This window comes from Pseudomonas sp. P65(2024), from assembly GCF_057480955.1.
Map to the genome: position 1 here is coordinate 21,115 of NZ_JBLIYX010000017.1, position 11,617 is coordinate 32,731.

The following is an 11,617-nucleotide window of genomic DNA, read 5'->3' on the forward strand; positions in this document are numbered from 1 at the left end:
TGCCCGCGCCCACGGGACCTCAGCGGATTCTGGAAGAACGGTTTTATGGAAAAGACGAAGTTTCGCAAGATCACCCTTGGGCTCGCCGCGGTCCTGGTCGCCGGCATCGTGCTGTACGCGGTGCAGGCCCCGGCCAAGCCGCCGCAGTACATCACCGCCACGGTCGAACGTGGCGACATCGAGAACGCGGTGCTGGCCACCGGCACCCTGGAGGGCATCCGCCAGGTGGACGTTGGCGCCCAGGTTTCCGGGCAGCTCAAGTCGCTGAAGGTCAAGCTCGGTGACAAGGTCAGCGAGGGCCAGTGGCTGGCCGAGATCGACCCGCTGGTGCCGCAGAACACCCTGCGCCAGGCCGAGGTCGACGAGGAGAAGCTGCAGGCCGAGCGCCGCTCGGTGCAGGCCAAGCTCAAGCAGGCCAGGCGGGTCTACGAGCGGTACGAGGTGCTGCAGGACGACGAGTCGATCTCGCGCCAGGATTTCGAGAGCGCCGAGTCCGAGTTCGAGGTGCAGCAGGCCAACCTGCGCTCGTTGGACGCGCAGATCAAGAGCGCCCGGGTACAGATCGACACCGCCAGGGTCAACCTCGGCTACACCCGCATCGTCGCGCCGATCAATGGCCATGTGGTGGGCATCGTCACCCAGGAAGGCCAGACGGTGATCTCCAACCAGTTGGCGCCGGTGATCCTCAAACTGGCCGATCTCGACACCATGACCATCAAGGCCCAGGTGTCAGAGGCCGACGTGATCCATATCAGCCCCGGCCAGCAGGTGTACTTCACCATCCTCGGCGATGACCAGCGCTATTACGCAAAGCTGCGCGGCACGGAGCCCGCGCCGCAGAACTACCTGGAGAGCAGCGACAAGAACAGCGGCGCGGCCAAGCAGGCCAGCGCGGTGTTCTACAACGCACTGTTTGAGGTGCCCAACCCCGAGCACCGCCTGCGCATCTCGATGACCGCCCAGGTGCGCATCGTCCTCGACACCGCCCAGGGCGTGCTCACCGTGCCGGTGGCGGCACTGGGCCCTCGCGACGCCGACGGCAGCTTCCCGGTACGGGTGATCGATGGCAAGGGCTTCGCCCAGGTGCGCAAGGTCCAGGCAGGTATCAACAACAACGTCAAGGTGCAGGTCAAGGACGGCCTGGCCGAAGGCGACCGGGTGGTGATCGGCGAGCCGGTGTCGGGCGAGGCGGGGGCGTGAGCATGAACATGACCGTCGAGCTGTCACCGCACCTGGCGCGGCCCGCTGGCCAAGAGCAGCCGCTGTTGCGCCTGCAAGGGGTCAGCCGCAGCTTCATGGCCGGCGACCGTGAGTTCCTGGCGCTCAAGGGCATCGACCTGCAGATCCATGCTGGCGAACTTGTGGCGATCATCGGCGCCTCGGGCTCGGGCAAGTCGACCCTGATGAACATCCTCGGCTGCCTGGACCATGCCAGCGCCGGCAGCTACCAGGTCAGCGGCCAGGAAACCCGTGACCTGGACGACGACGCCCTGGCCGCGCTGCGGCGCGACCATTTTGGTTTCATCTTCCAGCGTTACCACCTGTTGCCGCACCTGGATGCCCTGCGCAACGTCGAGATCCCGGCGGTGTATGCCGGCGTGTCCCAGGCCGGGCGCCATGCCCGCGCCCGCGAACTGCTCGGCCGGCTGGGCCTGGCGAGCCATCTGGCGCACCGCCCGAGCCAGCTGTCCGGCGGCCAACAGCAGCGGGTGAGCATCTGTCGGGCGCTGATGAATGGCGGCGAGGTGATCCTCGCCGACGAACCCACCGGCGCCCTCGACACCGCCAGCGGCAAGGAGGTGATGAACATCCTGCTGGAACTGCACGCTGCCGGGCACACGGTAATCCTGGTGACCCACGATCCCAAGGTCGCCGCCCACGCCGAGCGGATCATCGAGGTCAGCGACGGGCAGATCGTCAGCGACCGCCGCACCCGGCCCGAGGCACCGGCGCCGACCGCCGCGGCCGCGCCGACTGTCGAGCAGGCGCGGCCGCGGCTGGTGGCCAGCCTGGGTTTGTTCCGCGAGGCGTTCAAGATGGCCTGGATCGCCCTGGTCTCGCACCGCATGCGCACCTTGCTGACCATGCTCGGGATCATCATCGGCATCACCTCGGTGGTGTCGATCTCGGCCATCGGCGAAGGCGCCAAGGGCTACGTGCTCAGGGACATCCAGGCGATCGGCAGCAACACCATCGACATCTATTCGGGCACCAGTTTCGGCGACAGCCGGGCCAAGGCCATCGAGACCTTGATGCCGGCCGATGTGACGGCGCTCAACGCGCTCTACTACGTCGACAGCGCCACGCCGGTGATCGGCCAGAGCTCGCTGGTGCGCTACCGCAACATCGACGTCGACGTACAGCTCAACGGCGTCAGCGAGCAGTACTTCCAGGTGCGCAACATTCCGCTGGCCTCGGGGATCGTGTTCAGCGCCGACGACGCCCGGCGCCAGGCGCAGGTGGTGGTGATCGACCACAACACGCGCAAGCGCCTGTTCGGCGACGGGGTCAACCCACTGGGGCAGGTGATCCTGGTCGGCAAGCTGCCGTGCACGGTGATCGGCGTGACCGCCGAGAACAAGAACCTGTTCGTCGCCGGCAACACGCTCAACGTATGGATGCCCTACGAGACCGCCGCCGGGCGGGTGCTCGGCCAGCGCCACCTGGACAGCATCAGTGTGCGGATCAAGGACGGCATGCCGAGCAAGCGGGTGGAGGAGGAGGTCAACAAGCTGATGCTGCAGCGCCATGGCACCAAGGACTTCTTCACCAACAACCTCGACAGCATCATGCAGACCGTGCAGAAGACCAGCCGCTCGCTGACCTTGCTGCTGTCGCTGATCGCAGTGATTTCACTGGTGGTCGGGGGGATCGGGGTGATGAACATCATGCTGGTATCGGTCACCGAGCGGACCCGGGAGATCGGCATTCGCATGGCGGTGGGGGCGCGGCAGTCCGATATCCGCCAGCAGTTCCTGGTGGAGGCGGTGATGGTCTGCCTGATCGGTGGGGTGATCGGGATCGGGTTGTCCTATGGGATCGGTTATTTGTTCGCGTTGTTCGTCAAGCAGTGGGAAATGGTGTTTTCGCTGGGATCGATCGTCACGGCGTTCGTGTGTTCGACGCTGATCGGAATCGTGTTCGGCTTCGTGCCGGCGAGGAATGCGGCGCGGTTGGACCCGATCGAGGCGTTGGCGCGGGATTAGACGGTGTTGCGCCTGCCGGCGCGGCACAATGGTTCATCATGTCGCATATGGCATTCGTGCGTTTCTCGTGCACACTGTGTAGGGCCATGCTGTCAGTGGCGTAATCCATGGTACGAGGAGCGCAATGAGCGGACATTGTCTGGGCCTGTCTGTGTTGTTGTCGTTCGCCTTGGCGGTGGCGCCCAAGCTTGCCGTTGCCGTTGCCGCTGACGCCTGCCAGCACCTGACCGCCACCGGCAATCCGGACTATCCACCCTACCTGTGGCGTGATCCGCATGACCCCGGGCGGCTGATCGGCGCCAACGCCGACCTGCTCAAGCAGGTGGCCAAGGAACTGGGGCTGGTGGTGGACGTGGTGTATGTCGGGCCGTGGTCCAGAGCCCAGGAAGAGGTGAATACCGGGCGTGTCGACATGCTCGCGGGGTATTTTCGCACCCAGGCGCGGGAGCAACTGGTGGACTTCGTCAGCCCGCCGTTCCTGTTCAACTCCAGCGTGGTCTGGGTACGCAAGGGCGAGGGCTTCGCCTACAGCGACTGGTCCGACCTCAAGGGGCGGCGTGGCGGAACACTGGTCAACAACAGCCACGGTCAGGCCTTTGACGACTATGCGCGGGCGCAGCTCGTGCTCGAGGCCGTGCCCAGCGTCACCCAGGCCTTCCAGAAACTGCTGCTCAAACGCAGCGACTATGTGATCTTCGAACACTACCCAGGCCTGGCCCTGGCCCGCATGCTGGGCAAGGAACAGGCGCTTGAAGTGCTCGACCCACCGGTCTCCAGCGAGGGGTTGTACCTGGCACTGTCGCACAAGTCGGGCTGCAACAAGCCGGCGCTGCGCGAGCAGCTGGCGCGCAAGATGAAGGCGCTGGTCGGCGGGCCATTGCCCGAGCAACTGGTGGCCGAGAACCTGCAGCGCTGGCAGCGTCAGCAGACGGGCCAATAACGCATCCGCCTGCCTGTCGCAAGAAGGTCGCCGCGTTGATCGAGCGAGCGCTGGGCTAGCCTTTGCACCTGGCCACGACCACCTGGCAGGTGTGCGGGGTGCCGCCCGACCTGCCGGCGTAGCGCACGCAGCTGTCCAGTGACTTCTTGCTGGCCATGGCCAGGGTGGGGCCGAAGGCCAGGCCGCCTTCGCCGCTGCTGGGCAGAGCCTTGGCGTAGCAGTTTGCGCCTTGGGCCGCGTAGCGGGTGGTGGAGTGTTTGCTTGAACAGCCGGCAGTCAGACACAGCGCGAAGACAAGCAGGGTGAGCAACGCTGCCTGGGTGGGTGGGATGGCCATTGCGAGCTCCTGGGGCAGCAAGTTTGCAGGGGGGCGGCCTGTTTAGATTAGCTGGAGTCGCTTCGTTTGGCTTGGGTTTCGTCGTGACGCGATGAGGCCCGAAACGACAAGTGGCAATATGCCTTCAATTGCTGGGCAATGCGCTCTAGCCCAGTCCCTGCGGCGCCTCCTGCCGTTCATTGGATCCATTGAGCTTCGCGAAAACCCCGTGCGTTTCGCCAAAGCTTGAGTACAATCATCGGCTTTTTCCGGGCCTTCCCCCCGGCCTGTTCCTGGAAGTGCTAATGCTGATCGGTAGTTACTCATCCTCGCTGGTGTTGATCTCGCTGTGCGTGGCCATCCTTGCCTCTTATACGGCCCTGGACCTCACCGGGCGCATCGCCACGGCCAAGGGGCGCGCGGTGTACCTGTGGATGGGCGGCGGGGCGTTTGCCATGGGCATCGGTATCTGGTCGATGCACTTCATCGGCATGCTGGCGTTCAGCCTGCCGATCGAGCTGGGTTATGACACCACGCTTACGGTCCTGTCGCTGCTGATCGCGGTGGCCTCCTCAGGCTTTGCGCTATGGCTGGTGAGCCAGCCGCGACTGCCGTGGCTGCAGTTGGTGTTCGGCGCCTTGATCATGGGCACCGGCATCGCCTGCATGCACTACATGGGCATGGCCGCGCTGCGCATGCAGCCGGGCATCGACTACGACCCGACGCTGTTCGGCGTGTCGCTGGCCATCGCGGTGGGGGCGTCGGCGGCGGCGCTGTGGATCGCCTTCCGCCTGCGTCAGCACACTCCCTATGTGCGTCAGATCCGCGGCGTCGCGGCGGTGGTGATGGGTATCGCCATCGTCGGCATGCACTACACCGGCATGGCCGCGGCCAGCTTCCCGGCGGGCAGCTTCTGCGGCGCGCTGACCACGGGCCTGGCCGGCGACGGCCTGGACTACCTGGTGCTGATCACCACCCTGGCGGTGCTGGCGGTTGCCCTGTTGACCTCGGTGCTGGACGCCCGCCTGGAGGCGCGCACGGCGGAACTGGCCCGCTCGCTGACCCTGGCCAACCAGGAGTTGACCCAGCTGGCCCTGCACGACACCCTGACCGGCCTGCCCAACCGCACGCTGCTGGCCGACCGTATCGACCAGGCCATGGGCCGGGTGGCGGAACAGGGCGGCTGCTTCGCCCTGATGTTCATCGACCTGGACGGCTTCAAGCCGGTCAACGATGCCTTCGGCCACCATGTTGGCGACCTGTTGCTCAAGGCCGTGGCGGCACGCCTGCGCGGCCATCTGCACAGCCAGGACACCCTGGCGCGGATCGGCGGCGACGAGTTCGTGCTGCTGGTGGAGCTGGATGAGCCGGACGACGCCATGAACGTCGCGGTCAAGCAGGTCAACCTGATGGCCAGGCCATTCCGCGTGGCCGAACACGACCTGCAGCTGTCGGCGAGCCTGGGCATCGTGCTGTACCCGGGCAACGGCCTGGACCAGCATGAGCTGCTGCGCAATGCCGACGCAGCCATGTACCACGCCAAGAGCGCCGGCAAGAACGGCTACAGTTTCTTCGACGCCTCGATGAACAGCAACGCCCGCCAGCAACTGCAACTGCTGCAGGACCTGCGCACGGCCCTGGAGCACAACCAGTTCCGCCTGCATTACCAGCCCAAGTTCGACGCCGTGCAGCGCCAGCCCATCGGCGCCGAGGCCCTGCTGCGCTGGGAGCATCCGCAACATGGCCTGATACTGCCGGACCGCTTCATCGGCCTGGCCGAGAAGACCGGCCTGATCATTCCGATCGGCGAGTGGGTGCTGGGCGAAGCGTGCCGGCAGATGCGCCAGTGGCTGGACGAGGGCAACCAAGACTGGCGCATCGCGGTCAACCTGTCGGCCATTCAGTTCTGCCATGCCGGGCTGGTCGACAGCGTGGCCCAGGCCCTGAGCGAGAACGGCCTGCCGGCCAACCGCCTGACCCTGGAAATCACCGAAACCACCGCCATGCGCGATGCCGACGCCAGCCTGCATGTGCTGCAGCGTCTGTCGGACATGGGCGTGGACCTGTCCATCGACGATTTTGGCACCGGGTATTCCAGCCTGATGTACCTCAAGCGCCTACCAGCCAATGAGCTGAAGATCGACCGCGGCTTCGTGCGCGATCTGGAACAGGACAGCGACGATGCGGCGATTGTCTCGGCCATCGTCGCCCTGGGCCAGGCGCTGGGCTTGCGGATTGTCGCCGAAGGGGTGGAAACCGACCGCCAGCAGGACTTCCTCACCCGCCTGGGCTGCGATTCGCTGCAGGGCTACCTGCTTGGCCAGCCGGTGCCGCCCGAGCAGTTCATGAAAGGGTTGCAGACGTTGAAGGCGCGCCAGGAACAGGCAATCTAGACGGCGCTGCGCATGGGGCTGGCCAGCAGGTCGAAGATTTCCATCTCGGCTTCCACAGCCTCGATGATCCGCTCGACATCGGCGGCGGGCATGATGGTGGCGCAGGGGATGCCGGCGATTGCCAGCAGGGTCTCGCCAGTGACCCGGTCGAACAGCCGGGCGACCATGCTGCGCGGGGCATCCATGCTGGCCTCGAAGCCCAGCGGATGGAAATGCCAACGCATCACCTGGCAGGCGTTGGGGAACGTCATCTTGTTCATGCCAGCCTCCTTGTTCGTGTCCTGAACGCGGTGATTTCGTAGCGGTAACACTGTGGCCTTCCTGGCAGTCGGGACTCTAACCATAGCACCTGCCATGGCAGTAATCGCCAGAAAATAAGGCAGATGTACTAATACATGACGGCGGTCACAGTCCTGTCACGATGAACGGTGGGTGTCTATCCGCCGGGGCAAACGTTTTCCCTGTGGGCGGGCGGCTAGCAGCGAGAGTTGCTCTGCTATGTTTATCGGCAGCGCTTTTCGGACCAACGGTGTCGGCCGGGCAGACAGGGAGACAGTCATGCGTTTTTCCACGCTTACCCAACGTATTGCCGGCCATGCAGTCGCCGCCTGGGACATTCATTACCAGGCCCTGGAGCAACGCCGCCTGGGGCGCGAAATCTTTCTGCTATCGGTGGGCGACCCGGACTTCGATACCCCGGGCCCGGTGGTCGAGGCCGCTGTGGCCAGCTTGCGGCGCGGCGATACCCATTACAGCGATGTGCGTGGCAGTCTCGCCTTGCGTGAGGCTGTGGTGCGCCACAGCCAGTTATCTTTGGATCCCGCGCAGGTCGTGGTGACCGCCGGAGCCCAGTGCGGCCTGTTCGCGACCTTTCAGTGCCTGTTCGAGCCCGGCGACGAGGTGATCGTCGCCGAGCCCATGTACGTGACCTATCACGGCGTGTTCGGTGCCTGCGGTGCACGGGTCGTACAGGTCGCGGTGCGGCCGGATCAGGGGTTTCGCCTGGATCCTGCCGCGGTGGCCAGGGTGATCACTCCGCGCACCCGGGGCCTGCTGCTCAACAGTCCGCACAATCCGACGGGCGCGATGATCGACCAGGCCGACCTGGAGCGCCTGGCGCAGTTATGTCGGGAGCATGATCTGTGGCTGGTCTGCGATGATGTCTACCAGTCGCTGCTGTACGAAGGTGAGGCGCCCAGTCCGTTGAGCCTGCCAGGCATGGCCGAGCGCTGCGTGTCGATCGGCAGCCTGTCCAAGTCCCATGCGATGAGTGGCTGGCGGGTCGGCTGGGTGATCGGCCCGCCGCTGTTCGCCCAGCACCTCGGCACATTGGTGATGAGCATGCTGTTCGGCCTGCCGGAGTTCGTCATGCATGCGGCTTGCGTGGCACTGGACCAGGCTGGGGTAGACGTACGGCGGATGCGTGAGGTCTACCGACAGCGGCGTGACCGGGTCTGCGCGGCGCTGGGGGGCTGCCCGGGCATTCATGTCCATCGGCCGGTCGGCGGCATGTTCGTGATGCTTGATATTCGCGGCAGCGGGCTCGGCGCCCAGGCGTTCGCCCAGCGCCTGCTGGACGAGGAGGGCGTGGCCCTGCTGCCGGGGGATGGGTTCGGGCCGAGCGCGGCGGGACATCTGCGCCTGGGGCTGGTGCTGGAGGCCGCGGTGCTAGAGCAGGTGTGTCGGCGCATCGCCGCCTGCGCGCTGCGGGTGCTAGCCGAGCAACCCGGCGGCGATGTTGATGGTAAAACCGAGGATCGCCGTGTTGAACACGAAACCTACCAGTGAGTGCGCCAGCACCACCCGGCGCATGGCCCGGCCGGCGACGCCGATGTCCGAGGTCTGCACGGCGACGTTGATGGTGAACGAGAAGTAGTGGAAGTCCCAGTAGTCCGGGTTTCGCTCGCCGTCGGCAAAGCGCAGGGGCGGTTCATGGCGGTCGCCGGTATAGAACAGCCGGGCGTAGTGCAGGCTGAAGATGCAGCCGATCAGCAGCCATGAACCGGCCACGGTCAGGCCGGTGTACAGATAGTGCAGGGCCAGGGCGCCGCCCTCCAGGCCGCGGCTGGATACCAACTGCTGGGTGACGGCGGCCAGGCTGGCGATGGCCGAGACGCAGACGGTGATCAACACCAGACCGGCGTTTTCATCCTCGATGCGGGCGACCTTGCGTACCCGCTCGGCATTGGCCCGAAGGCTCAGCCACAGGACCATGGCCAGGTACAGCCAGACGCCAAGGTTCCAGCCGGCAAGGATGTGCTGCACGGTGTCGCCGGCGGGGATCAGCCAGCCGCCGAGCAGGCCGTGCAGGGTGGCGATACTGAGACGGGGGTGGGTGCGGGTGAGGTGGTGGAAGGCCATGCGGTCCCTTGGTGGATGAGCGTGGGTGAACTGTAGACCAGATGCGGCCCTGGCGCGGGGCAAGCCTGCTCCACCTCGTTCAGCCCGGCATGCCGTCCACCCGCGGCCGCAGCAGGATCGGCAGGTAGTGCCGGAGGAACAGCAGCAACGCGGCGCTGCCGAACAGCACCGATACCCCCAGCCCCAGCGGCGTGAACGGCGTCACCACGACCCGGGCCAGCGCCGACAGCTGGATCAGCGCGAACGCCCAGCCAATGCTGCGCGGCACCGCCAGCGGCCGCCCGGTATGCCCCAGGCTGACCCGGGCCATCATCGCCACGATCAGTCCGGTCATGGCGCCGACCGTCAAGGCGTGGGCGGCCAGGCTCGGATTGATCGCCACCCCGGCATGCCACAGCGCCAGGCCCAGGCAGGCCGGGATCAGCCAGGCGTAGGCCAGGTGCAGCGACCACAGCAGCGGCACCCGCCACAGGCCACGGTCATGCCAAAGCACCAGGCGCACGCCGTGCAGCACCGCCAGGGTGGCGAACAGCAAGGCCATTGGCGGCTGCGGCGCATCGTTGAAGCCGAGCACGTAGGTGAGCGGCAGCGCCACGCTGCCCAGCAGGCAGGCGCGGTCCAGCCAGGGGCGGGCCGGTGCAGGGCTCATGTTGCCCAGGCCGCGACGGGTGAAGAACGGGATCACCCGCCCGCCAATCACGCTCATCATCGCCGCCACCAGCCAAAGCCCGGCCAGCACGCCGCGCCGTTGCCACAGCTCGTTGTCCTGCAGCCCGCCGGCCAAGGTCAGCCACTGGCAGGCGGCAATCAGCAGCACCAGTGCGACGATGGGATAGTTGTTGCGCAGCCGCCGCTGCACGATCGGTCGCGCCAGGGCCAGCGCCACCAGCGGCAGGAAGGTACCCTCGATCAAGACCAGCAGCCAGGCCGGCAAGGGCAGGAACCAACTGATCCGACCCAGCAGCCAGAGCAGGAACAGCCCCTGCAGCGGCCGGCCGCTCAGGCCCGGGATACCGCTCCAGTTCTGCACGGCGGTGAGCAGAAAGCCGGCGACAATGGCCACCGCGAAGCCGAACAGCATTTCATGGCGATGCCAGGCCAGCATGCCACCCGCCGGGTTGAGCTGGAGCGCGCCGGCCAGCTCGCCGGCCCACAGCAGCAGGGCGAGCAGGGCGAACAGGCTGCCACCGAGGAAGAACGGGCGAAAACCCAGGGCCCAAAGGGCCTGACGTGGGCGAGCGGTGATCGGCTGGACGAGCATGGCGGGGACCTTGGTTCGATCGAAGCGGTTGAATGGGGTACCATCACGAACCATGCCAGCGTTCAAAGGCCTTGAATATCAAGGTGATGGCACTGCTTAAGGTCATTATGACTCTTTTTGTTTGTAGTCTTTTTGACCTTGATCAGGGTTGAAATGACTCGCTTTGCGCCGTCTTGCGCTCGCCGCGCATTCGGCTTTGCTACAGGATCCCCGCTGTGACCGACCTCCTGCGCAATCCGCTGCTGCAGTACCTCGCCCGCCTGGCCCCGTCCAGCCAGTTGACCATGCGCTACATCCTGCAGGATGCCGCCGACCGCCTGGGCTTCGCCGATGACGATATCGCCGATGTGCCTTGGCACCGTCTCGAGCCCGGCCATGTGATCGCCCTGGTGGCGGCGCTGCGCGCCGATGGTTACGCGCCCAATACCTCGTCGCTGTACGTCAATGCGGTGCGGGGGGTGATGAACGAGGCCTGGCGCCAGGGGCTGATCGACCACGAGCAACTGCTGATGATCCGCGAGGTCAAGCCGGCCGGCGGCAGCCGCCTGCCGCCGGGACGCAACCTGCGGCGCAACCTGATCCGTGAACTGATGGACGTGTGCGCCGCCGACCCGCGCCCCCAGGGCGTGCGCGACGCGGCGATCCTGGCGTTGCTCTACGGCACCGGCATGCGCAAGTCGGAGTCGGTGGATGTCGACCTGGACCAGGTGGACTTCCAGGAGCGCAGCGTGCAGGTGCTGGCCAAGGGCAACCGCCAGCTGGTCAAGTACGCCCCGGCCTGGGCCTTCGACAAGCTGCAGGCCTGGCTCGACCTGCGCCGCCAGCACCTGCCTGCCGGCGAGCGCGACGACAGCTTCCTGTTCAACCGCATCCGTCGCGGCAGCCATATCACCCGTGCGCGCATCACCAAGCACGCGATCTATTACATTGCCCGCCAGCGTGGGGCGCAGGTGGGGGCCAAGATCATGCCCCATGATTTTCGCCGGGCGTTCATCACCCGGGTGATCGAGGAGCACGACCTGTCGATCGCGCAGAAGCTCGCGCACCATGCCAATATCCAGACCACGGCGAGCTATGACCGGCGCGACGACAACGAGCGGCGGCGGGCGGTGGAACGGTTCGACTACTGAGAGCGAGCGC

10 protein-coding genes are annotated in these 11,617 nt (G+C 66.1%); 6 read left to right on the top strand and 4 right to left on the bottom strand.

All coding sequences use genetic code 11. The features are described 5' to 3' along the window. Window positions 1-45 precede the first annotated feature (45 nt). The 3 genes from macA to AC25MA_RS20335 all read left to right on the top strand — a co-directional run bounded on the left by macA (window position 46) and on the right by AC25MA_RS20335 (window position 4,146). Window positions 46-1,200, top strand: coding sequence for a macrolide transporter subunit MacA (gene macA, locus AC25MA_RS20325; RefSeq protein ID WP_088853023.1), 1,155 nt, complete (start codon window positions 46-48; stop codon window positions 1,198-1,200). A gap of 2 nt (window positions 1,201-1,202) precedes the next feature. Further along, window positions 1,203-3,206 (top strand): MacB family efflux pump subunit, encoded by a 2,004-nt coding sequence (locus AC25MA_RS20330; protein WP_088853022.1) that lies wholly within the window; start codon window positions 1,203-1,205, stop codon window positions 3,204-3,206. A gap of 124 nt (window positions 3,207-3,330) precedes the next feature. Continuing rightward, window positions 3,331-4,146, top strand: coding sequence for a substrate-binding periplasmic protein (locus AC25MA_RS20335; protein ID WP_486972337.1), 816 nt, complete (start codon window positions 3,331-3,333; stop codon window positions 4,144-4,146). A gap of 55 nt (window positions 4,147-4,201) precedes the next feature. Here AC25MA_RS20335 and AC25MA_RS20340 read toward each other — a convergent pair whose 3' ends face one another. Continuing rightward, window positions 4,202-4,483, bottom strand: a complete 282-nt coding sequence (locus tag AC25MA_RS20340) for a hypothetical protein (protein WP_486972338.1) — start codon at window positions 4,481-4,483, stop codon at window positions 4,202-4,204. A gap of 284 nt (window positions 4,484-4,767) precedes the next feature. Here AC25MA_RS20340 and AC25MA_RS20345 point away from each other — a divergent pair, with 284 nt between their 5' ends. After that, the gene (locus tag AC25MA_RS20345; RefSeq protein WP_062363091.1) at window positions 4,768-6,855 is read left to right on the top strand and encodes a putative bifunctional diguanylate cyclase/phosphodiesterase; all 2,088 of its coding nucleotides are present in this window, start codon (window positions 4,768-4,770) and stop codon (window positions 6,853-6,855) included. On the opposite strand, the gene AC25MA_RS20350 is transcribed toward AC25MA_RS20345, so the two are convergent. Continuing rightward, window positions 6,852-7,115 carry a DUF1652 domain-containing protein gene (locus AC25MA_RS20350; protein ID WP_028691502.1) on the bottom strand — a complete coding sequence of 88 codons (264 nt, stop codon included), beginning with the start codon at window positions 7,113-7,115 and terminating at the stop codon, window positions 6,852-6,854. The two genes, AC25MA_RS20345 and AC25MA_RS20350, sit on opposite strands and share 4 nt — an antisense overlap. 298 nt (window positions 7,116-7,413) lie before the next feature. Here AC25MA_RS20350 and AC25MA_RS20355 point away from each other — a divergent pair, with 298 nt between their 5' ends. Next, window positions 7,414-8,643, top strand: a complete 1,230-nt coding sequence (locus AC25MA_RS20355; RefSeq protein WP_486972339.1) for a pyridoxal phosphate-dependent aminotransferase — start codon at window positions 7,414-7,416, stop codon at window positions 8,641-8,643. Here AC25MA_RS20355 and AC25MA_RS20360 read toward each other — a convergent pair. Then, window positions 8,569-9,216 carry a DUF1345 domain-containing protein gene (locus AC25MA_RS20360; protein ID WP_486972340.1) on the bottom strand — a complete coding sequence of 216 codons (648 nt, stop codon included), beginning with the start codon at window positions 9,214-9,216 and terminating at the stop codon, window positions 8,569-8,571. The genes AC25MA_RS20355 and AC25MA_RS20360 overlap by 75 nt on opposite strands. Before the next feature lie 79 nt (window positions 9,217-9,295). Continuing rightward, on the bottom strand, window positions 9,296-10,477 hold the full coding sequence (locus tag AC25MA_RS20365; RefSeq protein WP_486972341.1) for an NnrS family protein: 1,182 nt from the start codon (window positions 10,475-10,477) through the stop codon (window positions 9,296-9,298). A 215-nt stretch (window positions 10,478-10,692) separates the two neighbouring features. Between AC25MA_RS20365 and AC25MA_RS20370 the strand changes: the two genes are divergently transcribed. Beyond that, window positions 10,693-11,607, top strand: coding sequence for a site-specific integrase (locus AC25MA_RS20370; protein ID WP_463402289.1), 915 nt, complete (start codon window positions 10,693-10,695; stop codon window positions 11,605-11,607). The last annotated feature ends 10 nt before the right edge of the window (window positions 11,608-11,617 follow it).